This window comes from Listeria sp. ILCC792 (genome assembly GCF_900186135.1).
Lineage (GTDB): Bacteria > Bacillota > Bacilli > Lactobacillales > Listeriaceae > Listeria > Listeria goaensis.
Genome location: NZ_FYBO01000002.1, coordinates 198,565 through 221,321 on the forward strand (window position 1 = coordinate 198,565; position 22,757 = coordinate 221,321).

Sequence of the window (22,757 nt, forward strand, 5' to 3'; positions counted from 1 at the left end):
ACCTAGCCAAATTAATAAAAATGGCGTTGCAATGAGAATAATGCTAAGTACAACTGAAAACATTATCTTATCTCCTTACACGTTAATCTCGTTATGAACAGGCTCCACAGTTGGCTTTGTAACAAGCGCTAAAATGACTCCGACAACAAATCCAACTACCGCAAACGTTAACCAGCCCATCGAAATGTCATAAAACGGAATGAAACCTCTGAAAAACGCGTGAATGCCATCAATAGGAAGTTCTATCGCTTTTGCCCCTTCCAAAATCGAGATGACGGCTGTAAAACAAATCGTGGTCACATAAACCACTCGGCGCCCTTTAAACAAAGGATTAAGGAACGTGAGCAGAATGAGCACAATCGTTAGCGGATAAATCATCATAAGTACAGGTAACGAAAACTCAATCAAGTTCGCAAGCCCAACGTTTGCAACAAGGCAGGAAAACACTGAAAATACAATCACGTATGTTTGATATTTAAGTTTCGGAAACAGCTTCTGGAAGTAACTCGAACAAGCTGTAATCAACCCAATACTCGTCGTCAAGCACGCAAGCGTAATAATAATCGCTAGCAAAATCTTACCAAAATAACCAAAATAGAACGAAGCCGCTCCGGATAAAATAGGTCCTCCGTTATCGAAAAGTCCGAGGCGGTCCACACTCATGGACCCGATATAAGCTACAAAAATATAAATGACGGCCAAAAAACCTACCGCGATAAGTCCGGTTTTTAAACAGGCTGCCGCAATCTCGCGTTTTGATTTTGCCCCGTACGATTTAATTGCATTGATAACAATAATCCCAAACACAAGTGAAGCGAGCGCATCCATCGTGTTATAGCCACTAACAAAACCAGTGGAAAATGGTGAAGTCATATATTCACCTGTTGGCGCAGTTTGCTCTCCGAGTGGTTTCACGAGCGCCGCCACGATTAAAATGAAAATAAAAATGAGTAGTGCTGGTGTTAAGTACTTCCCAACACGATCAACAATTTTCGATGGCGAAAGTGATAGCCACAATGATATCCCAAAAAAGATGAGCGTGAAAATGAAAAGCGCAAACGTATGACTTCCTTCATTTAAAAATGGTGCCACTCCAATTTCAAAAGAAACTGTCCCCGTACGAGGTAAAGCAAAAAATGGCCCAATTGTTAAATAGAGAACGACTGTAAATAGAATGCCGTAAATAGGGTGCACACGACTTGCTAAGCTTTGCAAATCATTGCTTCCCGAAATGCCAATTGCTAGCACACCAAGAAGTGGTAAGCCAGCCCCAGTAAGTAAAAATCCTGTTATCGCCACCCATACGTTAGTTCCCGCTAACTGTCCTAAATGAGCTGGAAAAATCAGGTTACCTGCTCCAAAAAATAATGCGAAAAGCATGAGGCCAATAAAGAAATAGGCCGAAAATGATAGCTGTTTATTCAAATGATATCTCCCTTTCAAAATCTGTCTTGTTCCTCTACCATACAGATTATCTGGGTCAAAAGCAATAGCAAACAGTCATTTTAGCCTATTTGTAATGCTTGGAACAGCTTTATTTTCGAACAAATCGGGACAATTTCATTTATTTTCTTCAAAAAGCAGATTTGTCAGAAAATTAGCGATTTAATAAATCCACAACTTTTTGATTATAGCGCCACATATTTTCTAGCTCCTCTTCTTTAAGTTCTGTACAAATTTTCATAAAAGCTTTGTAAATGTAAGTATTCATTTCATCTTCACGTAAAATCATCTTTCCTTTTTCCGTTAAAGTTAATTGAAAATCTCTTACTTGAAGTAAGCCTCTTTCAGTTAGCCCACGTATGTTAGCCGCGATAATCTGATGTTTGCCTTTTACTTCATACAAAATCTCGCGCAAAAGGACCTTTTCATGTTCTGCACAAATTTTTAAAATTCGGAGTTGTTCATATGACATGCCCATGCTGTTTTGATGTTCTCTCGTTAATGCTTTCATTGCTTTTTGTACGCGCATATAACTAGAAACAAGTTCTTTCATTTGCTCAACCTTACTTTCTTTTATTTGCATAGTAGCACCTCCACCTTTATTTTAAAGGAAAAATAAGCATTTAAGTGGAAATTTACAAAATCCTAACTAAAAAACAATTTTACGTTTTATTAGTTGCTTATATTTTGTAAGTGTGATATAGTTTATTTATAAACAATAACATTTTACGTTTAAACTCACTTTTTTAAGTGAATACAAAGAATGTAAATAGAAAAAAATGGAGGAATGACAAACATGACAGTAGAAAAATGGAATATTGACCCTGCACACACTTCAATTGAGTTTCAAGTGAAACACATGATGGTATCAAAAGTGAAAGGCGTGTTTAAAAAATTTGAAGCAGACGTTCAAATGAATCCTGAAGACTTAACTGATGCCAAAATCAAATTTACTGTTGACGCAGAAAGTGTAGATACTCGTCAAGCACAGCGTGACGGACATCTAAAAAGTGATGACTTCTTTAATGTAGAAAAATACCCACACATCACTTTTGTTTCAACTGAAATCACGCCAGATGGTGACAATGAATATGAAGTAACAGGTGATTTAACTATTCGCGATGTTACAAAACCGTTGCAACTACACGTTACATTTGAAGGTTCTGGAAAAGATCCAAATACTGGAAATATCGTAGCCGGTTTTGAAGGACGAGGCAAATTCAACCGTAAAGACTTTGGTCTAAACTATAATGCAGCGCTTGAAACTGGCGGCGTTCTAATCGGCGATGAAGTCAAATTAAATATTCAAATTGAAGCTTCTAAATAAGCACAAATCCCCCCTGAAAGAAAATTCTTTCAGGGGGGATTTCATTTATTAACTAAAAAGTTCTTTAAATTGTCAAAAAGAACGCTTCATAATCACCAATTTGCAATTTAGTACGCTCCTCTTTGTGCTATACTTAAAAACTAATAATTAGAAAGAAAAAGGAGCTGTACCCCATCAATGAATTACGTTTTTCAAGTTCAACTGAGTCAATCAAAAAGCTTTCAAACTTGCCGTGTAAATTTCCCAACATTTTGCCCGTCATGTCATTCAAGTAAACATTTAACCGTGCTTTCTTCTACATTAAATTCCAAAGATGAAGTGCTAGGCTTGCTCATAGAATGCTTATCCTGTCACGATGTATTTTTAGAAAAATTCCAAATTGAAAAAGTAGATAATGAATTAAAAACCACTTATTTAACCGTGCATGACTCCCAAAATCAGCCTTTCATCAATGATTTACATGAACAAAATCCGGAATTTGCTTCTTTTTATCAAGAAGCGCTTAATTTGGAAGCTTCTCACCGCTTAGAATCGGCCTATTTACTCTATATTAAATCGGCTGATATTTTAGCAAAACACTCGCTTGCAGATTTGAAAAATATCCTACCTAAAGGGTCCTTTGAATCGGACTGGCAAAACATCCCTGCTTCTACAGACCTTTTGCTTAAAAATATCGACCAAATCAAGTCTTACATCGAAGGCGTTGCTTTACTAATTGCTGGCTTAGATTCGCTTGTTTTGGCTGAGGCTGAAGCATAGGAAATCCAATTTTATGAGCAGGTCCCTAGTTTTCTTCCCAAAAATGCGTTAAAATGGTGTATTGCTATTTTTTAGAGAAAGAGGGACATTATGAATAAAAACGAAAAATTAATCGGCGTTATTGCGGGGGCGCTCGCCTATGTTTTATGGGGCATTTTGCCGATGTATTGGAAACTCGCAACGGAAGTTCCGGCAATGGAGATTTTAGCTTATCGCATTGTTTGGTCCTTTGTTTTCATGGTGTTTTTAATTGCGATTTTGCGCAAATCAAACGAGGTTTACCTTGAAATCAAAGCTGTTTTTAAAAGACCAAAAACAGCTACACTCATTACGCTCGCGGCTGTTTTAATTACAGTCAACTGGTTCATTTTTATTTTCACAGTCAATAGTGGTCACGTGACAGAAGCGAGTCTCGGCTATTATATTAATCCGCTCGTCAATGTGCTCATTGCGACTATTTTTTTGAAAGAACGTTTAAGTCGCGGGGAAGTCATTGCGGTTTCGCTCGCTTTTATTGGTGTTGCCATTTTGACGTACCATCAGGGCACGGTGCCTTATGCGGCTCTAGGCATGGCGATTTCCTTTAGTCTGTATGGTTTAATTAAAAAATTTATTTCGGTTTCAGTATGGACGGGATTAACTCTTGAAACAGTAATTATAACGCCGTTTGCACTTATTTATTTACTATTTTTCTCCAAAAATTTCTTTATGAGTTATTCTGTAAGCATCGATTTCATTATGGTTGGCGCTGGGATTGTAACAGCGATTCCACTCCTACTTTTCGCGACGGCAGCGAAGAAAATCAGCTATACGATGGTTGGCTTCCTGCAATACATCGGGCCAACATTGATGCTGATTTTAGGCGTTCTTCTGTATAAAGAAAGTTTTGACAAGGTACAACTTATGGCCTTTATTTGTATTTGGGCGGCAATTTTAGTCTTTACGATTTCTCATATTTATTTAAACGCTAAAACGAAGCAACTAAAATCGGCGGCTTCAAAATAAGTTTTGAGGTGAGAATTTTGGTACACAAAACAAACGCGTGTCGAATGCTTGATCAAAAGAAAATTTCCTATTCGCTCCATGAATACGTGGTCGATGAAACCCACTTAGATGCGGTTCATGTTGCGACGGAAACGGGTCGGAATCCCGCACAAATTTATAAAACGCTCGTGACGGTTGGCGATAAAACGGGGTACAACGTGGCGTGCATTCCAGCGAATCAAACACTCCAATTAAAAGCCTTTGCGAAAATCAGCGGCAATAAAAAAGTGGAGATGATTCATGTGAATGATTTAGAAAAAGTGACTGGCTACATTCGTGGTGGCTGTTCCCCCGTTGGCATGAAAAAAGCCTTCCCAACATTCATTGATGAAGCGGCACAAAAGCTCGATACGATTTTCATTTCCGCAGGCAAACGCGGCTTGCAAATCGAACTCGCTGCGAATGATTTGCTCTTGGTTTGTCGGGGGAAATTTGCGGATATTTCAATGTAAAAAAAAGCAGTGTCCTGTTTGATTTTTCAAACAGGACACTGCTTTTTTTAATTTTCACCATACATTTATCCATGTTTCATTGTAATATCTATCTGCCCACAATACGCCTCTATTACCGTTAGGATCAGATGTATATCTGGACATAATGTAAATTCGTTTTCCGCGGAACTTACTTTTACCAACTTCTAATCCAAATCCACCCCAGCCTATTACTGAATTCCCATACGCAGTTGTTACATCTGGTCTGTAAGATCTAGCAATTTTATACCTTCCAAGCTCCAAATCTGTATCCCGATTCATAATAAAGATATAAGCGTAGCTAGGATATCCACTTCTGTTACCATGCCATCCAGATGTTTTAATTGACCAATTTGTTTGCCTTAATTCATCAACAAAACCATATTGCCCTGATGAAGAATTCGTTTGGTTAAACGCGGCTTCAGCTTTATCTCCCGTCGAAAAGCCAAATGTTCCAATAATCCCAACCGTAAGCATACTAGCAATAAAAACTTTTAAAACCAATTTTTTCATCTCATTTCCTCCATTCTTTTTTGTTTAGTCTTACACTCTTATCATATCACGATAGCAAACTCACAAATATGTAAATTTTGTGTATTTTCAATTAAAAAGACTTTAAAAAAGTCATATTTTTGTTTTTACCAATCACATGCATACTTCTCCGTAAAGAAAAGCGGCATGAATTTTCATGCCGCTTTTTTTACTTCCGCCAAAACGTCGTACAGCCCGCTTTGTCTTCAATATTAAATTCAATAATCCGTCGTAATAAGTCGTAGTCAATTGGTTTATCCCATGGGAATTGAATGAGCATTTTCGTATGGCTGTAGCCCGCCTTTTTAATTTCTTCTGAAAAAGCTTCAATGCCAACAAGTTCTGGGGACATGGCTAAATGTTTTTTAGAAACGCTAAAGCCTGCAATGAATGTGTCATGATCCGTGAACATCGGTTGGTTCCAAGCAATTCGTTTACCTAAGTTTGGGAACGTCTTCTCCACCCAACCTAGCACTTCAGCAGTTCGTGCCTGCTGTTCGGGCACCTCAATTTGTCCAATAAAATCTTCGAATGTTTCCACTTTTGCTTCCTCCTTTCAGTTGCGTTTAGTTTAATTGTAACGGAAGAAACGAAATTTACAAGTGTTACTCACGGCAATCGCACTGACACCCTCCACCGCAACAGCCTTGCTCGCTCCTTGCGACTTGTGCAATCGTTTCGGCGGGCACACTTTCTTTCGCGCGCTTCACGGTTTCGCCGATTTTTGCGGCAGGCGCGCTCTCGCGGACTTTTCGTGCTTTGTCGAGAATGGCATTTTTGGGATTAAAGCGCTTCGCTTCCATGCTTACTTTTCCTTCTTCCTGCACATCTTCCATGCCTTTTTTGGCTATCGAAAGCATCAGTTTAATGCGATTCAATTGGTTGACCGCACTCGACCCAGCATCGTAGTCAATCGACATAATGTTCGCATGTGGATAGAGCTTTTTAAGCCCTTTAATCATGCCGCGCCCAGTAATGTGATTAGGAAGACAGGCGAACGGCTGCAAGCAGGCAATATTTGGCACATCGCTATCTAACAGCTCGAACATTTCGCCCGTTAAGAACCAGCCTTCCCCCATTTTGTTTCCGAGTGACAACAATTGGCTCGCTTTTTCAGCGATAACTTCAATGCTTTCTGGGGCGTCAAAACGCGTGCTCGCACGAAGCGCATCTGTGACTGGCTTGCGGTACTGATTGATGGCGGGAATCGCAAGGCTTTGTTTCGCAAATGATTTCACTTTTGAACGACCGAACGTATTGGCCGCAAAATGGTCGTCATAGCAGCAATATAGCAGGAAGTCGACCAAATCTGGCACGACAGCTTCCCCGCCCTCTTGTTCGATGACGTCAACAATACTGTTGTTGGCACCTGGGTGGAACTTCACCAAAATTTCCCCCACAACGCCGACACGAGGTTTCTTCTCCGAGCTAATTGGCAGCTTATCAAACGCGTCGACCATTTCTTTTGCAAAAGCTTTATACGCTCTAAAGGAATATTGTTCCATGAGTGTCTTCGCTTTTCCGAGGTACTCGTGATACAACTTATTCGCACTGCCTGGTGTGACTTCATACGGCCGGGTCCTGTACAACATGCGATCTAGCGCGTCACCGATAGATAGCCCCGCCATAAACCTCGTTAATAGTTTTGGTGAAAGCTTAAACCCAGGCTGCTTCTCAAGTCCATTCGCGTTTAGCGAGATAACTGGAATGCCTTCGATTTCGGCTTCACGGAGCGCTTTTTTGAGCATTGAAATGTAATTGGTCGCCCGGCAACCGCCGCCTGTTTGCGTCATGAGAACGGCTGTTTTATTCAAATCATAATCGCCATGTTTCAGCGCATCCATCATTTGTCCGATGGTTAAAATGGCTGGGTAGCAGGCATCATTATTGACGTAGCGCAAACCTTCGTCAACAGCACGCGGTGTAACGGCAGGCAAGACTTCCAAGTTATAACCGCTAACTCGACCGGCCGCTTCAAGAAGGGCAAAATGCGTTGGTGCAAGTTGTGGCGCTAAAATGGTGTAGCCTGCTTTGCGCATTTCTTTTGTGAAGAGCGTTCTCGGTTCTGGTGGCGCCATTTCAGTTGGCAAGACGCCGTTTCTATCCCGCTCGTCAATCGCCGCTTTTAAAGAGCGCACGCGGATTCTAGCCGCCCCTAAATTGTTGATTTCATCAATTTTAAGAAGTGTATAGACTTTTCCGTGACCTTCAATGATTTCTTGGCACATATCCGTCGTAATCGCATCGAGTCCGCACCCGAATGATGTCAATTGGACGAACTCCAAGTCCTTCCTTTTCCCCGTAAAGCTTGCCGCGCGGTAAAGTCTTGCGTGGTATTTCCACTGGTTTTCAACGCGCAAATCATGCTCCATTTCGCCGAGGTGCGAAATCGAATCTTCGGTTAAAACGGCCATCCCGTTCATCGTAATGAGTTCTGGAATGCCGTGGTTCACTTCTGGGTCTATGTGATACGGGTGACCCGCAAGCACAATACCCTTCACTTTGTTTTTCGCCATGTACTCCAGTGCCGCTTCACCTTCATTTTGAATATCTAGACGGCATTTTTCAGCTTCGGCAAGGCCAGCCAAAACGGCTTGTTCCATTTCTTCGGCTGGGATATCAGGGAAAGTAAGTTTCATCGTTTCGATAAATGATTTTTCATTGTCAAGCGCGATAAATGGGCTAAACATTGGGATTTCTTTTTCCTCGAGCGCATCAACATTCACACGAATCACTTCTGGATAGCCGGCCACAACAGGACAGTTAAAGTTGTTTGTGGCTTCACCAAATTCGGGTTTTTCGTACACGACCGATGGATAAAAGACTGCATCGACTTTTTTGCGCACTAAATCCATCACGTGCCCGTGCGTTAGTTTTGCTGGATAGCAAACGGCTTCTGACGCAATCGTTTCGATGCCTTTTTCATATAGGTTTTTCGATGATTTACTGGAAAGTACAACCCGGTAACCCAACTGGTTGAAAATAGTAAACCATAGCGGGTAATTTTCAAACACATTCAAAGCGCGCGGAATACCAATTGAACCTCTTGTTGCTTCGGTTTTCTTCAACGCCTTGTAATCAAACGTGCGTTTAAGTTTATACGCGTACAAATTGGGCAGCAAATTCCGAGTCGTCTCCACACGCTCGCCGCGTTCACAGCGGTTTCCACTTACAAACGTGCGGTCGTCGCCGAAGCGCGTCACGGTTAATTGACATGTATTGCTGCACAAGTTACATCTGGACTGCGATGTCTCCGCACTAAATTCGCGTAATTTTTCCAAAACAAGCATTTCAGTCACTTCGCCTGTTTCATAATGTTCACGCGCGATTAGCGCCGCCCCGTATGCCCCCATCATGCCGGCAATATCTGGGCGCACAACTTCGCGTCCGGTTAAGAGTTCAAAAGCACGCAAAACCGCTTCGTTATAAAACGTTCCGCCTTGTACGATGACTTTTTCACCGATATCTTTTGGACTGCGCAGTTTGATTACTTTTTGGAGCGCATTTTTCACAACGGAATACGCCAGCCCCGCCGATAAATCCTCAAGGGTTACGCCCTCTTTTTGAACTTGTTTGACTTTTGAGTTCATAAAGACCGTACAGCGCGAACCTAAATCAACTGGTTCCTTCGCACTAAGCGCACGCTCTGCAAATTCTTCGATTGGCACATCAAGCGTATGAGCAAACGTTTCAAGAAACGAACCACAACCAGCCGAACAAGCCTCGTTTAGCATCAGGCTATCCAGTGCGCGATTTTTAATTTTCATACATTTCATATCTTGTCCGCCGATATCCAAAATAAAATCAACATCCGGTAAAAACTCGCGTGCCGCCCGGTAATGCGCGACCGTTTCAATTTCGCCAACATCAATTTTAAGCGCCGCCTTAATAAGCGATTCACCGTAACCCGTTATACCCGACTGCACAATTTGTACTTCTTCCGGCAGTTTTTCATACAAGTCACTCGTCGCATCAATGACCGACTGAAGCGGATTCCCATTATTACTTCCATAAAAGCTATATAAAATTTCGTTGTTTGTCCCCATCAAAATAAGTTTTGTCGTCGTTGAACCCGCATCAATTCCCAGATACGCATCACCTATGTAACTCGACAACTCCGCACGTGGCGCCTTCATCTTACCGTGTCTTGTCCGAAAGGCCACTAAATCTTCTGCTTTTGTAAAAAGTGGGGGTAGCGTCACCGTATCTTTTGCGAGGCTGGATAAATCCATGCCCGACAAGCGGCGCGTCACACTGTCGATTGAAATGGCCTCACTGTCAAACCCAGTAAACGCCGTGCCAAGCGCAATGAAATACTCCGCGTTTAGCGGCGCAATAATATCTTCTTCCTTCATTTTAAGTGTTTCCGTAAAACGAAAGCGCAATTGATCCAAAAACGTCAGCGGCCCGCCTAGAAACGCTACCTTCCCTCGAATTGGACGCCCACAAGCAAGTCCAGAAATCGTTTGCGTTACGACACTTTGGAAAATGGACGCCGCAATATCTTCTTTTCTGGCACCTTCATTTAAAAGTGGCTGAACGTCTGTTTTCGCGAACACTCCGCATCTTGAGGCAATCGGATAAATAGTTTGAGCGTTTTTCGCCAATTCGTTTAAGCCTGTTGGATCAGTTTGAACAAGCGTTGCAATTTGATCAATAAATGCACCCGTTCCACCCGCACATGCGTTATTCATGCGCTGTTCAATTCCGCCTGAAAAATAAATAATTTTTGCATCTTCCCCGCCAAGTTCAATAACGACATCTGTTTCTGGAATCACTTTTTCTACAGCTTCTGTACAAGCGATTACTTCCTGAACAAAATCCACTTCCAAGAATTTTGAAATCGCAAGGCCGGAAGAACCCGTAATCTTAAAGGTCATTTCGTCTGTTGAACATTTTTCCTTTAAATCTTCCATAATTAGTAGCGTTACCTTTTTGATGTCCGAATAGTGTCTGCGGTATGTTTGAAATAGAATTTCTCCTTCTTCATTCAATGCGACGGCTTTTGCTGTAGTTGAGCCGACATCAAGTCCGACATGAATCATTTTTCTCATCCTTCCCCATTACATGTTCAAAATATCACATTTCTTCTTTTGATTGTACCTTAATTCACAAATTAATAGTTGTTAAAAAATGAGTGATTACTCACTCAAAAGACGAGTGCATAGAAAATAAAATTAGACACCCTTATTTTTACACTTTTGCTTCTATTTGTAAAGGAAAAACCTGTTTGATGTAGTAGATTGACATTTTCATTAACCGTGCTAAAATTAATACAGAAAGAGCTAGTGTATTATTTATTTCTAATACACTCCGATGCCATTAAATTTAAAAAGGTGGGTTTAAGTTGAAGCGTATTGATAAAATTTATCAACATTTAGCGGATTTATCTTCCAAAACAACAATCCGCAAACAAATTGCTGAAAAAGACGGCTTTACAGCAACCATCATCGCGAATGACTTACATATTTTAAGAAATAATGTCAGCATGGAACTCAATGAACTTTTCAGACAAGGGAAAATTGTCAAAGTAAACAGCCGACCAGTTCTTTACTTCGTTCGACAAACGATTGAAGAAGCAATCGAACGCCCTCTCTCTGAAGACGAACTCACCTTTAGTCAGACAGAAGATCTTTTAGCTCTCTTCACTTCCGACACAATGAAAAAAAGTCCATTTGAAAACTTAATTGGCGCTAGCGAAAGTTTGAAAACACCTGTCGAACAAGCGAAAGCAGCCATGCTTTATCCACCAAATGGGCTTCATACGCTTATTTTAGGACAAACGGGTGTTGGGAAAACTCTCTTCGCCAATTTAATGTATCGTTTCGCCCATCATGCAAATCGTTTATCGCAAGACGCGCCGTTTATCGTCTTCAATTGTGCGGACTACTATAACAATCCGCAACTGCTTATGTCTCATATTTTTGGGCACGTAAAAGGCGCTTTCACTGGCGCTGACGGCGAAAAAGAAGGCCTCGTTGAAAAAGCAAACGGCGGCATTTTGTTTTTAGACGAGATTCACCGCCTTCCTCCTGAAGGCCAAGAAATGATTTTCTACCTGATGGATTCTGGCACCTTCAATAAACTTGGCGAAACAGATCGCAAACGAAAATCGAATGTTTTAATTATCGGAGCAACGACCGAAAACCCCGAATCTTCTCTATTAAAAACGTTTGTAAGACGCATTCCGATTACAGTTTCGCTTCCCTCACTTGATGAGCGGACGGCGAAAGAACGTGTAGAACTGCTCACCCACTTGCTTTCCAATGAAGCGCACCGCGTCAATAAACCTATTCGGATTGAAGATGAAGCCGCGAAAGCACTGCTTGGCAATACGACTAGCGGAAATATCGGGCAACTAAAATCGAATATTCAACTTGTTTGCGCACAAGGATTTTTAAATAGTTTCGATCAAGATGATGCCATTTTAATTGACTTTAAGACGTTGCCAATTGAAATTAAAGATGGTTTCTTCCATTTTAGTGGCCGCCGTAAAGAATTACAGGAAATATCGGAATATCTTGAGCCATACACGACCATTTATCCTGAACAAATTCGTCCGCTCATCACAACTGATGAATATGAACCGAACTTTAATTTGTATAAAATCATCGAAGACAAAGCTTCTATTTTAATGGATCAAGGCGTTTTAGATGATGATATTAAAAAATTTATTACGATGGATATCGACATTCATTTAAATAGCTTTTATAACAAATTTAAAAACACGATTCAGACGCGTGAGAACATTTTAAAAATCGTCAATGAAGACATTTTGAATTTCGCCGAAGAAATCAAATTACGCGCCGAGCGTCACCTACACAAAAAGCTGAACGAACGATTTGTTTTAGCGTTTAGTCTCCATTTAACTTCCTTTATTAAAAGAGTAGAAAGTAACAAGCCGTTAAAATATACGAACATCGAAACGGTTATTAACGATAAACCGGAAGCTTACGAGATTTCTTGTGAAATAAAAGATGAAATTGAAGCTGTCTTTCACATTCGCGTACCCAACATGGAAGTGATGTACTTAACGCTGTTAATTAGTTCGCTCTTAAAAGAACAGGAGAACGCCCGGGTTGCAGTCCTAGTTGCGGCGCACGGTAACAATACGGCTACCAGCATGGTCGGCGTTGCTAAAAAACTGCTTGGTGATGGACTCGTGGAAGGAATCGACATGCCGCTCGACCAAAGCCCTAAAGTTGTGCTTGATAAACTAACGGAACGGGCCAAAGAACTCGATATGGGACGCGGCGTCTTGTTGCTCGTTGACATGGGTTCCCTTACTGGTTTTGCACAAGTCATTGCTGAGCGCACGGGAATTGAAGTTCGCTCTATCGATATGGTATCCACGGCGACGGTCATCGAGTCGGTACGGAAATCCAATATTTTAGACATGGATATCGACAGCATTTATGACTCACTAAAAGACTTCCGTGGCTACGGTGGCTATGCTTCCGACAATGATTTGCAAGACCCAACTGGCAAGCCCCATGCGATCGTGACAATTTGCGCAACTGGTGAAGGTACGGCCGAGAAATTACAAATTTTCATTGAAAACATTTTAGATACAATAACGACCGAGCACATTCACGTTGTCCCAATTAGTGTGGCAGAAATGCAGCCGCGCCTTGCAGAACTTCAAAACGAATATGACATTCTGATGGCGGTTGGGATTGCCGATCCCAAAATGTCGATTCCCTTCATTCCGATTGAACGTTTATTCGCGAGTGATGGTGAGGAACACCTCGTTAGCCTCGTCAAACAGCGAAATATTTTCGTCCAAAAAAGTGAAACAAACCGCATTACAAAAGAAGTCGTGGAAGACAGCCTGAATGAATTTCTCACGTATTTGAACCCGAAAAAAACCATTGACATTTTAAATACCTTCAGCTCTGTTTTGGTAGAAAATCTCGGTCAAAAAATCGACAGCGCCCACCAGATCAACCTTCTCATACACGTCGGATGCGCCCTCGAAAGAATGGTCATAAACGACAGTTTGATTTATCGTGAATCAAAAGAAAGCTTCGACCCCCACATTTTAACTGCCCTAGAAGCAGCAAATGAAGCCGTCAGAAAACGAATGAATCTTTCTTTAACAAAAGATGAAATTTACTACATCCACGACATTCTAAAAGATATTTATTTACAAAAAACACCATAGCACTAAAGAGGCAAGATTTGCCTCTTTTTTTGTTTGCACTCCAATTTTACAGGGTAATGTAGTTTATGTGTCAAAATAAAATTAGTGTATTGGAAACCTTCTTTAGCGTATTAGGCACAATATATTACATATCAGACAATTGCTTTCTACACTGATTTATCAAGAATTAAGGGGGGATACTCTAAATCGGCATGCTTCTTGCATTCTATAAGATTGCGGGATTTTAAATTCGTCAAGAAGGAGGAGATAAATGATGCCAGTAGGGATTATCATTGGCACACATGGTGAATCAGCCCGTGAATTATTAAAGTCGGCTGAAATGATCATTGGCAAACAGGAAAATGTAGAATACATTACATTTGTTCCCGGTGAAAACACGGATACTTTGATTGCCAAATATAAAGAAAAGCTGAATTTAATTGACTCTTCGCAAGGCGTTATCTTTATGGTTGACCTCTTTGGCGGAAGTCCTTATAACGCTTCCAGTACCATCGCCTTACCGGAAGAAAACATGGATGTTGTAACAGGTGTGAACATTCCCATGCTACTTGAAACCCTCGCAATGAGGGCTGGCGCTAACCTCAGCGATTTAGTTGACATTGCGATTCGTGCGGGTAGTGAGGGAGTGAAATCATTAAAACAAACATTACCAACTACAAATGAAAATGAAGGGGAGGACGATTTATAATGGATATTCGTCTAGCAAGAATTGATGACCGTCTAATTCACGGTCAAGTAGCTACAGTATGGACTAAAGAAACACATGTAGAACGCATTATTGTCATCAATGATGATGTTGCAAAAGATCAAGTGCGTAAAACTTTACTTACGCAAGTTGCGCCGCCTGGTGTTAAAGCAAGCGTTGTCGATGTTGACAAAGGAATTCGCGTATACAACAACCCGAAATATGCGACTACACCCGTTATGATGTTATTTACGAATCCGACGGACGTTTTAAAATTGGTGGAAAATGGTGTGGATATTAAGTCCGTCAACATCGGCGGCATGGCATTCCGTGAAGGCAAGAAGCAAATTACGAACGCCGTTTCAGTAGATGAACAGGACAAGACTTCTTTCCGTGAGTTGGCCAAACGTGGCATCGAACTTGAAATCCGCAAAGTAGCTTCAGATAACAAAGTTCAACTAATACCGCTTATTGAAGAATAAGTCATAGTGCAAATTAAGCGCTTCTTTTTTCTAAAAAAATCGATCTTATATGTATTTTATTAAAACTGGGAGGGAAAATAATGACTGCTATACAACTCGTTCTTGTATTTTTAGTTTCTTGTGTCAGCGGTATGGGGAGTATCCTCGATGAATGGCAAACGCATCGTCCGTTAATTGCCTGTACACTCATCGGACTAGTTCTTGGGGATATAACAACTGGTATTATTATTGGTGGTACCCTTGAAATGATCGCTCTTGGTTGGATGAATATTGGGGCAGCCGTTGCGCCAGACGCAGCGCTAGCTTCCATCATTTCAACCATTTTAGTTATTACTGGAGGGCAAGATATTAGTGTTGGGATTTCACTTGCCATTCCACTTGCAGCTTTAGGTCAAGTCTTAACCATTTTAGTTCGTACAATCACTGTTGCTTTCCAACATATGGCGGATAAAGCCGGAAAAGCCGGTAACCTCCGAAGTCTCGACTGGATTCACGTCACAGCACTTTTACTGCAAGCGATGCGTATCGCGATTCCTGCAATGATTGTCGCTGTAACAGTTGGTACTGATGCCGTTACAAATATGTTGAATGCCATTCCAGATGTTATCGTAAATGGATTAAACGTAGCTGGCGGATTCATTGTTGTTGTTGGTTACGCGATGGTTATTAATATGATGCAAGCGAAATATTTAATGCCGTTCTTCTTCTTAGGATTTGTCGTTGCGGCATTTACTGCCTTCAACTTGGTAGCACTTGGTGTTCTAGGACTTGTAGCAGCAATTGTTTACATTCAGCTCAATCCTAAATACCAACTTAAAGCGGCTATTGAGCAGTACGGCGGTGGCGGCGGAAAACGCCAATCAGATGATGACTTAGATGACGACTTGGACGACTAAGAAAGGGGGATAATAAACATGGCTAATGAACAAGTTACAGTTGGTGAAAAAAAATTAACGAAGCGTGATTTAATGGGCGTCTTCATTCGCTCAAATCTTTTCCAAGGTTCATGGAACTTTGAACGTATGCAATCACTCGGATTTTGTTTTTCTGTTATCCCTGTGATTAAACGCTTATATCCTGAAAAAGGTCCAGAACGCGAACTTGCTATTAAACGTCACTTAGAATTCTTTAACACACATCCGTATATGGCTGCTCCAATTCTAGGGGTAACAAGCGCGATGGAAGAACAAAAAGCAAACGGAGCTGATATTGACGAAGGCGCAATAAACGGGATTAAGGTTGGTCTTATGGGGCCACTTGCCGGTGTAGGTGACCCAATTTTCTGGGGTACTGTTCGGCCCGTTCTCGCCGCACTAGGCGCAGGTTTTGCCACAGATGGTAGTATTATTGGTCCGATTTTGTTCTTCGTACTTTTTAACGCGATTCGACTTGGTTTCCGTTATTGGGGTGTCTTTTATGGTTATACAAAAGGTACCGATGTTGTTTCCGATATGAGTGGCGGTGTACTCCAAAAATTAACGGAAGGTGCTTCGATTCTCGGACTATTCGTTATGGGGGCGCTCGTAAACAAGTGGACAACGATTTATGTGCCACTTGTTGCTTACACAACAACCGACGACAATGGTAAAAAAGTAGAAACGACTGTTCAAAGTATTTTAGACCAATTAATGCCGGGTCTACTAGCTTTAGGACTCACCTTCTTATGTATGTGGATTCTGAAGAAAAAAGTCAATCCACTTTGGCTCATTTTAGGTCTTTTCGTAGTGGGTATTGTTGGTTATGCGACAGGTATTCTCGGTCTGCCACCAGCAAATTATTCACCACTCGGTTAAATCATTTAAAACAGCGAGGAATCTGGGGTGTCCTAGGTTCCTTGTCTGTTCTTTCTATGCTACAATGATGAGGAAGTAATTTTAAAAGAATGTGAGTGAAGTATAAATGGAGTGGACGGCTACAAACATTTTTCTACTTATTTTCAGTATAGGTGCCTTAGCTTTTATTCTCTATGACGGCGTTGTTATCACTTTCTGGAAAGGTCAGACAAAACTAAAAGCCCGCCTTCGTTCACGTGGAAAGTGGGATGGGTACATATTTATCGGGTTAATTATTCTTTTGTTTGGTATGAATATTTCGCGAAACGGTCCCTTCTCAACGACTGTTTTACTCGGTATTTTGGCTGTATTGTTTATTTATATCAGTTTTTTCCGCAGTTCAAATGTCGTTTTTAAAGAAGATGGCTTATTTTACGCCCTACTCTTTTTCCCTTACTCGAAAATCGAACGAATGAATTTATCGGAAGACGGCGTTTTAGTGATTGAAACCGACCGCAGACGGCTCATGCTTTTCGCAAAGTCAGAAGATGATTTAGAGAAGATGATGAAGGTTTTGGCGATGTATAGTTAAATGGATGACTGTAAAGGAAGCTATATAGATAGGCTTCCTTTTTCGATTAAATATTCCTAATCCCCATGTATTGAATACTATTATTGACAATTATGATTACCCCTTATATACTTGAAAGTGCATTACATCACAAATTTGAAGGCTAAACAGTCTGCTGAAGGCGGCACAATTTGGGTTGAATGGGCGGCAATTCTTATTATAAGCATTCTACTAGAACGCATCGTTCCAGTGCATCGAATAATAGAGCCACGGAAAGAAGTCCTTGGATGCCAAAAAATCAGTTAGCTACCTCATGGATAAAATCATCCTTATGGTGAAATAAAGCAAACTGGGCAACAAGGTGATTTAATTAGTGACATAATTAACAGAGTTGTATTGCACAGAGCTTTTCAAGCAGTCAAGACTATTTGTGACGTTTGAAAAGCTTTTTCTTTATATAAACAACAAGGGATGATTACATGCGGAAATTTATTTGGATACTTATTTTAATAATTTTTTTACTAGGGAATTATTTGAGCTTTATCACATTAGAGACCTCGCTTACTGCAAAAACCTTATACGGAAATGTGAGTCAAGTAGAGATAAAAAATGAAGTCAATTATGACCAAAAAGAATTAATCCACTCGATTGATACCTTTTCTAAAAAGTGCAATCTAAACATTATGCAATATACATTTGTTGGGGAGCAAGCTATCAATATTTACGCCTCAAATATTAAAGATTCTAATACTTTCCATACATCAAATAAAGGAAAATCGCCGACGAAAGCGTATCTGTCAAATGATTCCGAACTACATTTTCCAACTAAAAAATGGGATATTAAGATTTATTCATTTGATCAAGTTAATAATGTGAGTTTAGGTAGTGTTTTTTATGTTGAGGGGCTTGATAACAAACTAAATTATGAAGCATTCATAAAAGAATTTGAACAATATGGGGATTTAGCTTTTGAAAATCTGAACTTCAAAATTATTGATTTTATTGATAGTTCGATGCTCAGTATTCTATTGCTTTGTCTATATGTTTATTGGATTATACTATTTTATTATATGAAGCAAGAACAAAGTTTACTAGTTAAACAACTATGGGGATACTCTAACTGGGATATATTAAAACCCCTAGTATTTAAATTCTCAAAATGTATTTTTATTGCCCTTGCAATATTAGCTTTTGTGGTTATCTCCCTCTTTATAAAAGGGGTTCAGTTTTATTACATATCCTTTTTATCTTATTTGATTTTCGTGAATATATTACTTTTTCTTTTTATTACGGTATCCGTTTATCTGTTTGGAAGACACGAACTAAAGAAAAAATCCGTCTCTCTTTCTAACATAAAACATCAAACTACAAAACAACAACTTATTTTTAATCTAATAACAAAATTTATTTTAGTTTTTTCACTTACGCTACTTTTTGTAACTTTTTTTAAAAATTACACCGCACTAACTAATGAAGTCAATAATTTTGCAACTTGGAGCCATGCAAAAAATGTTAATAAAGTTCAAGTGGGAACTTTATTAGATGATAACGGGAACGACTTAAAGAAAAATTATGCCATCAATAATAAATTTAGCAATTTTTATGAAAAAGCTAAGGAAACAGATGACGCTTTTGTCATGTACTCAACTAATTTTCGCAGATTAGAGAATGGTGAGTTTCAATATTTAAAAATGGTGAACGATAAGAACGATATATTATCTCCGAATGGTAAAAGCATCACTATTGACTTAAATTATTTACACCTAAATCCAATTAAAGCTATAGATGGAAAAGATGCCGTAACTAAAATTATTGATAACGACTATACTTTAAATATACTGATTCCACTCAAGCAAAAAACAAATGAAGCTGCTATCGTTCAAAATTATGTTGATTGGTTTTATTTCCAAAAGATAGAGATTGCGAATATGTATCGCGAAGAATTAGGGCTCTCAAAATTAAATACTTCAAAAGAAAGTCTTAAAATCAACTGCATTTATGTTCAAGATGAACAAAATTACTTTACTTATGATATTAATAGTGGTTCTCAAAATGATAGCCAAATAAAAGATCCGCTAGCAATCATATACACAAATAATTTAGACTCATCTTACATCGGTTCGTTAACAACAAGTTCTATGTTTTTCACGAGCACCCACACGGGACAAGCTTTTAACAAGATTTCCCCTATTATAGAAGACACTGGAGCCACAGAAATCACACACGTATTTAATGTCTACCAATCTATTAGTGAAGAAATTATTGCTTTAAAAAGCAAACTCTATAGGCAATCTATTAGCGTTATGCTGATTCTAGCAATAATGATCTGTTTTTCAATTATTTTTACAAAAGCACAGTATCAAAACATGCTTTATAAACAGGCTATTAATCATGTTTTTGGTAAGTCATTTTGGCAAAGTAGTTCAGCACTTATTTTAATGAACCTCTTAGTCAGCTTTATTAGTGGATCACTTGTTATTTGGCTAAGTAGTGAATACGTTGGCTATGCCTTTCTTATAATTATGTTGCTTATAGAATGCTTGATTATTTATACGATACGAATGAAGATTGTAAATAAAGATATAAAAATTTTATTAAAAGGTGAAAAATATGATTAAATTAGAAAATATTAGCAAAAAAATAGATGGGAAATTTATTTTACAAGATGTATCTCTCCAAATTTCACCTGGTGAGTTTGTTGCTATTTTAGGGCAAAGCGGTAGTGGCAAAACTACTCTACTCCATATTATGGGATTGCTTGAAGAAGTCCAAAGTGGCAGCGTAACTATTAATAATAGTAAAACCCCCTCGCAAAAAATGATACGTGAACTAAAAAGAAATACTTTAGGCTATATTTTTCAAAATTATTTATTATTGGAAAATGAAACTGTGCAAGCGAATCTAAATATTTCAAGAAAAACAAAAAAAGAAGAGATGCTATCATTCTTGCAAGATGTTGGTTTAGATAGCACCTATATTTCCAAATATGTCTATCAACTGAGTGGAGGCGAGAAACAACGAGTAGCAATTGCAAGAGTTCTGTTAAAACCTTTTGATATTTTACTCGCTGATGAACCTACTGGAAATTTGGATCAAAAAAACCGTGATATGATTATCAACTTACTTTTAAAAATAAAATCTGAAGGAAAAACTGTTATTTGCGTTACCCATGATTATGAAGTTGCGGAAAAAGCAGATAGAATTATTACCATCCAAGAAGGAGAAGTGGAAGATGAAAATATTCAGCATCACACTCGTTAATACATTATTAATTCTTGTAACAGTAGTCATTCATAAAGTTATATTTAGATTATTTCTCTTTGGTTATGATAGCCTGATTTTTTACTGGGGAATCTTTATTATTATCTATTTTCTTTTAAATTTAATGACAAATCTTGTTTTCTTAAATAAAAAATAAGTTAGAGCATTAAAAAAAGGTCGGGAATTTACCCCGACCTCTTTCTCTATTTATATACCTACACTATTAAGTCTAATCTCAGAAACAATCACATCTATGAATTTCCCGTGCAAATGTTCAATTTGCTCATCAAAATCCGTGTCGAAACAAATGATGCTCTCTTCAAGGCGCAGAACAGCAAAGCCATCTTCCTCATAATCTTCAAGTTGACCAACAATATGGATTTTCTCATCTTCATCGATTTCAATTAAGCAGTGCTTTTCTTCGCTTTCGTTTAAAAACTCAAACGTGATTTTTTCGGGAATTGTCACTTCTACCGTGTACTTCCTCCCCGGGTCTGGCTCCTCGTCCATCCAAGTGCCGACACCTTCACCAAAATCACTTGAAAAAGTCACTTTATTGTCTTGAATTTTACTTCGAACCGTTATTTCCACCAATTATTTCCTCCTGTGTCATCAAGTTCTGACACTATTATAGCACGACTTTTTTAATCAGCCTAATTTTTTTCCATAATATCCAGAATTTTTCTCGTATCCACATAAAAAGCTGTTTTAGTCGCGGGATTTCTTGCATTTGTTAATAAAATAATCGTTTTTGTATGGTCTTTCGTAAAAACATTGGCAGACTCATATCCGTAAAGTACGCCTCTCGAAATATGATAATCCCCAAAATCATACAGACCGAAACCATATTTTCCAGCCCCTTTTTGCAAAAGGCGTTTAACCCCTGCCTGCGAAATGAACTTCCCAGAAAGCAATGCGTCATCAAATTTTTTCACATCAGTTGCCGTCATATACATATCCCCAGCACCAAAAAGCTGCGACATATCTTCTGTAAACGGCGCTGAAATAAGCTCACCCTTTTTCGTATAATAACTCGCCGTATGTGCCGAGAGCTTATAAAAGCTCGGGCCAAATCCCGCTGTAGTCATTCCAGCAGGCGTAAATACATGTTGTGTCACATAGTCGCTCATCTTCATGCCTGAAATTTGCTGAATTAAGTAAGCAATCACCGCGTAATTATCGTCTGAATAATGCCATTTCCCCGGATTCTCTTTAACTCCCGCACGTTCAATATCTTTCACAATTTGATCTGGTGTAACCGCACCATTGCTCTTTTTACGTTCGTTTAATCCGCTCGTATGCCCTAGAAAATTTTTAATTTTAATCGCTTGTCCGTTTGGAAAATGTGGCAAATATTTTTGAATAGAATCATCTAAGCCAATCTTCCCCTGCTCAACAAGTTGCATAAATGCCGTTGCAATGATCGCTTTTTGCATGGAACCAATCAAATAAACACTATCCGTTTGATTTTTCTTTCCTGTCACTAAATCCGCAGTGCCGTATCCTTTATTCATCACATATTTACCCTTATCTTCAATAAAAACAGTGCCGTTAAAACCAATTTCTTGTAGATACACATCAATCGCTTTTTCAGCATCCACATTTGCCTCTACCACTCGAGACGGTGTCACTTGCTCTTTAGGTGTCTGCTTCACATCATCTATGTAAAAATAAAAACTTCCGCCTAGTATGCCAATAAGAAGAATAAGACTTATACCACCATACTTCTTTCTACGATGCCATTTCGCCTTTTTGCGTTTGTTTTTCTCAAGACGTGTTTCTCTCATGAAACTCATCACCTCTTGCTTTCATTTGAACTATCTTATCACAAAATAACTACTCACTAAAAGAGGGCATATTGCCTATTTTACAAATAAAAAAGGGCTACTTGTCGTAAGCCCCACCCCTAATTATCTAATTTTCCTGCCTGACCATTTTCCGAAAACAATTTTGTAATCGCTTCAAGCCATTTTTTCTGCTTATTTACTACAAATTGGTAAGTATCCCCGTTTTTTAGTTGAATTTCAATGATATTAGGAATCACTTCCTTACCAAAAATTTTCGTCTTTACTCCGCGAATTTTAGCTACATCGTCAAAAGAAATAACCAGTTCCTCATCAAAATATTCATTTGGCTGATGCACCAATTTAGTTGGCGTCAAATAAAGTTTCCCCGGAACAGCCTTAAAATTCATCTTTAAATTTGCAAGCCCTTTATAGACCACATCAAGTTGTTCCATGACTATTGC

22 protein-coding genes are annotated in these 22,757 nt (G+C 39.2%); 14 read left to right on the forward strand and 8 right to left on the reverse strand.

The genetic code is table 11. The annotated features are described in order from the left end of the window. Positions 1-75 precede the first annotated feature (75 nt). Positions 76-1,425 carry a branched-chain amino acid transport system II carrier protein gene (gene brnQ / locus CFS60_RS03570; RefSeq protein ID WP_088838840.1) on the reverse strand — a complete coding sequence of 450 codons (1,350 nt, stop codon included), beginning with the start codon at positions 1,423-1,425 and terminating at the stop codon, positions 76-78. A 172-nt stretch (positions 1,426-1,597) separates the two neighbouring features. After that, the gene (locus CFS60_RS03575) at positions 1,598-2,026 is read right to left on the reverse strand and encodes a MarR family transcriptional regulator (protein WP_088809244.1); all 429 of its coding nucleotides are present in this window, start codon (positions 2,024-2,026) and stop codon (positions 1,598-1,600) included. 213 nt (positions 2,027-2,239) lie between these two features. Between CFS60_RS03575 and CFS60_RS03580 the strand changes: the two genes are divergently transcribed. The 4 genes from CFS60_RS03580 (at position 2,240) to ybaK (ending at position 5,025) form a co-directional block, all read left to right on the forward strand. Continuing rightward, positions 2,240-2,770, forward strand: a complete 531-nt coding sequence (locus CFS60_RS03580) for a YceI family protein (protein ID WP_088809245.1) — start codon at positions 2,240-2,242, stop codon at positions 2,768-2,770. A gap of 177 nt (positions 2,771-2,947) precedes the next feature. Further along, complete coding sequence (locus CFS60_RS03585; protein ID WP_088809246.1) at positions 2,948-3,529, forward strand: hypothetical protein; 582 nt, start codon at positions 2,948-2,950, stop codon at positions 3,527-3,529. An 87-nt stretch (positions 3,530-3,616) separates the two neighbouring features. After that, positions 3,617-4,534 carry an EamA family transporter RarD gene (rarD, locus tag CFS60_RS03590; RefSeq protein WP_162859610.1) on the forward strand — a complete coding sequence of 306 codons (918 nt, stop codon included), beginning with the start codon at positions 3,617-3,619 and terminating at the stop codon, positions 4,532-4,534. A 17-nt stretch (positions 4,535-4,551) separates the two neighbouring features. Further along, entirely contained in the window at positions 4,552-5,025 is a 474-nt protein-coding gene (gene ybaK, locus CFS60_RS03595) for a Cys-tRNA(Pro) deacylase (protein WP_088809248.1), read from the forward strand. A 54-nt stretch (positions 5,026-5,079) separates the two neighbouring features. Here the strand turns inward: ybaK and CFS60_RS03600 are convergent, their stop codons facing one another. The 3 genes from CFS60_RS03600 to CFS60_RS03610 all read right to left on the reverse strand — a co-directional run bounded on the left by CFS60_RS03600 (position 5,080) and on the right by CFS60_RS03610 (position 10,619). Then, positions 5,080-5,556, reverse strand: coding sequence for a hypothetical protein (locus CFS60_RS03600; RefSeq protein WP_088809249.1), 477 nt, complete (start codon positions 5,554-5,556; stop codon positions 5,080-5,082). 187 nt (positions 5,557-5,743) lie between these two features. Continuing rightward, positions 5,744-6,115 (reverse strand): iron chaperone, encoded by a 372-nt coding sequence (locus CFS60_RS03605; RefSeq protein WP_088809250.1) that lies wholly within the window; start codon positions 6,113-6,115, stop codon positions 5,744-5,746. Between the two features lie 64 nt (positions 6,116-6,179). After that, positions 6,180-10,619 carry a 2-hydroxyacyl-CoA dehydratase gene (locus CFS60_RS03610; protein ID WP_088838841.1) on the reverse strand — a complete coding sequence of 1,480 codons (4,440 nt, stop codon included), beginning with the start codon at positions 10,617-10,619 and terminating at the stop codon, positions 6,180-6,182. Positions 10,620-10,921: 302 nt separating this feature from the next. On the opposite strand from CFS60_RS03610, the gene CFS60_RS03615 reads away from it, so the two are divergent. From CFS60_RS03615 to CFS60_RS03660, 10 genes are all read left to right on the forward strand, one after another. Continuing rightward, the gene (locus tag CFS60_RS03615) at positions 10,922-13,738 is read left to right on the forward strand and encodes a sigma-54-dependent transcriptional regulator (protein WP_088809252.1); all 2,817 of its coding nucleotides are present in this window, start codon (positions 10,922-10,924) and stop codon (positions 13,736-13,738) included. A 253-nt stretch (positions 13,739-13,991) separates the two neighbouring features. Next, entirely contained in the window at positions 13,992-14,426 is a 435-nt protein-coding gene (locus CFS60_RS03620; protein ID WP_088809453.1) for a mannose/fructose/sorbose PTS transporter subunit IIA, read from the forward strand. After that, a complete protein-coding gene (locus CFS60_RS03625; RefSeq protein WP_088809253.1) occupies positions 14,426-14,905 on the forward strand; it encodes a mannose/fructose/sorbose PTS transporter subunit IIB in 480 nt (159 codons plus the stop codon). Before CFS60_RS03620 ends, CFS60_RS03625 begins: the two co-directional genes overlap by 1 nt. A gap of 80 nt (positions 14,906-14,985) precedes the next feature. Further along, positions 14,986-15,801 (forward strand): PTS mannose/fructose/sorbose transporter subunit IIC, encoded by an 816-nt coding sequence (locus CFS60_RS03630; protein WP_088809254.1) that lies wholly within the window; start codon positions 14,986-14,988, stop codon positions 15,799-15,801. An 18-nt stretch (positions 15,802-15,819) separates the two neighbouring features. Beyond that, positions 15,820-16,698 carry a PTS mannose transporter subunit IID gene (locus tag CFS60_RS03635; RefSeq protein ID WP_088809255.1) on the forward strand — a complete coding sequence of 293 codons (879 nt, stop codon included), beginning with the start codon at positions 15,820-15,822 and terminating at the stop codon, positions 16,696-16,698. A gap of 106 nt (positions 16,699-16,804) precedes the next feature. After that, entirely contained in the window at positions 16,805-17,269 is a 465-nt protein-coding gene (locus tag CFS60_RS03640) for an Lmo0779 family protein (protein WP_088809256.1), read from the forward strand. 179 nt (positions 17,270-17,448) lie between these two features. Then, entirely contained in the window at positions 17,449-17,586 is a 138-nt protein-coding gene (locus CFS60_RS03645; RefSeq protein WP_304441191.1) for a lactococcin 972 family bacteriocin, read from the forward strand. Between the two features lie 141 nt (positions 17,587-17,727). After that, positions 17,728-19,866, forward strand: coding sequence for a DUF1430 domain-containing protein (locus CFS60_RS03650; RefSeq protein ID WP_088838842.1), 2,139 nt, complete (start codon positions 17,728-17,730; stop codon positions 19,864-19,866). Further along, positions 19,859-20,509, forward strand: a complete 651-nt coding sequence (locus CFS60_RS03655) for an ATP-binding cassette domain-containing protein (RefSeq protein WP_088838843.1) — start codon at positions 19,859-19,861, stop codon at positions 20,507-20,509. Before CFS60_RS03650 ends, CFS60_RS03655 begins: the two co-directional genes overlap by 8 nt. After that, a complete protein-coding gene (locus CFS60_RS03660; protein WP_088838844.1) occupies positions 20,481-20,666 on the forward strand; it encodes a bacteriocin-like WGxF protein in 186 nt (61 codons plus the stop codon). Before CFS60_RS03655 ends, CFS60_RS03660 begins: the two co-directional genes overlap by 29 nt. A gap of 50 nt (positions 20,667-20,716) precedes the next feature. On the opposite strand, the gene CFS60_RS03665 is transcribed toward CFS60_RS03660, so the two are convergent. From CFS60_RS03665 to CFS60_RS03675, 3 genes are all read right to left on the reverse strand, one after another. Continuing rightward, positions 20,717-21,100, reverse strand: a complete 384-nt coding sequence (locus tag CFS60_RS03665; RefSeq protein WP_088809454.1) for a hypothetical protein — start codon at positions 21,098-21,100, stop codon at positions 20,717-20,719. Positions 21,101-21,162: 62 nt separating this feature from the next. Then, positions 21,163-22,296, reverse strand: a complete 1,134-nt coding sequence (locus tag CFS60_RS03670; protein ID WP_159457880.1) for a serine hydrolase — start codon at positions 22,294-22,296, stop codon at positions 21,163-21,165. Positions 22,297-22,415: 119 nt separating this feature from the next. Then, on the reverse strand, positions 22,416-22,748 hold the full coding sequence (locus CFS60_RS03675; RefSeq protein WP_088809258.1) for a GRAM domain-containing protein: 333 nt from the start codon (positions 22,746-22,748) through the stop codon (positions 22,416-22,418). Between the last annotated feature and the right edge of the window lie 9 nt (positions 22,749-22,757).

Excerpts from the sequence above, each read along its gene's own strand:
- CFS60_RS03575 (WP_088809244.1), bottom strand. The coding sequence starts at position 2,026 with ATGCAAATAAAAGAAAGTAAGGTTGAGCAAATGAAAGAACTTGTTTCT.
- CFS60_RS03580 (WP_088809245.1), top strand. The coding sequence starts at position 2,240 with ATGACAGTAGAAAAATGGAATATTGACCCTGCACACACTTCAATTGAG.
- CFS60_RS03585 (WP_088809246.1), top strand. The coding sequence starts at position 2,948 with ATGAATTACGTTTTTCAAGTTCAACTGAGTCAATCAAAAAGCTTTCAA.
- CFS60_RS03600 (WP_088809249.1), bottom strand. The coding sequence starts at position 5,556 with ATGAAAAAATTGGTTTTAAAAGTTTTTATTGCTAGTATGCTTACGGTT.
- CFS60_RS03610 (WP_088838841.1), bottom strand. The coding sequence starts at position 10,619 with ATGATTCATGTCGGACTTGATGTCGGCTCAACTACAGCAAAAGCCGTC.
- CFS60_RS03620 (WP_088809453.1), top strand. The coding sequence starts at position 13,992 with ATGCCAGTAGGGATTATCATTGGCACACATGGTGAATCAGCCCGTGAA.
- CFS60_RS03625 (WP_088809253.1), top strand. The coding sequence starts at position 14,426 with ATGGATATTCGTCTAGCAAGAATTGATGACCGTCTAATTCACGGTCAA.
- CFS60_RS03630 (WP_088809254.1), top strand. The coding sequence starts at position 14,986 with ATGACTGCTATACAACTCGTTCTTGTATTTTTAGTTTCTTGTGTCAGC.
- CFS60_RS03635 (WP_088809255.1), top strand. The coding sequence starts at position 15,820 with ATGGCTAATGAACAAGTTACAGTTGGTGAAAAAAAATTAACGAAGCGT.
- CFS60_RS03640 (WP_088809256.1), top strand. The coding sequence starts at position 16,805 with ATGGAGTGGACGGCTACAAACATTTTTCTACTTATTTTCAGTATAGGT.
- CFS60_RS03645 (WP_304441191.1), top strand. The coding sequence starts at position 17,449 with ATGGGCGGCAATTCTTATTATAAGCATTCTACTAGAACGCATCGTTCC.
- CFS60_RS03650 (WP_088838842.1), top strand. The coding sequence starts at position 17,728 with ATGCGGAAATTTATTTGGATACTTATTTTAATAATTTTTTTACTAGGG.
- CFS60_RS03655 (WP_088838843.1), top strand. The coding sequence starts at position 19,859 with ATGATTAAATTAGAAAATATTAGCAAAAAAATAGATGGGAAATTTATT.
- CFS60_RS03660 (WP_088838844.1), top strand. The coding sequence starts at position 20,481 with ATGAAAATATTCAGCATCACACTCGTTAATACATTATTAATTCTTGTA.
- CFS60_RS03670 (WP_159457880.1), bottom strand. The coding sequence starts at position 22,296 with ATGAGAGAAACACGTCTTGAGAAAAACAAACGCAAAAAGGCGAAATGG.
- CFS60_RS03675 (WP_088809258.1), bottom strand. The coding sequence starts at position 22,748 with ATGGAACAACTTGATGTGGTCTATAAAGGGCTTGCAAATTTAAAGATG.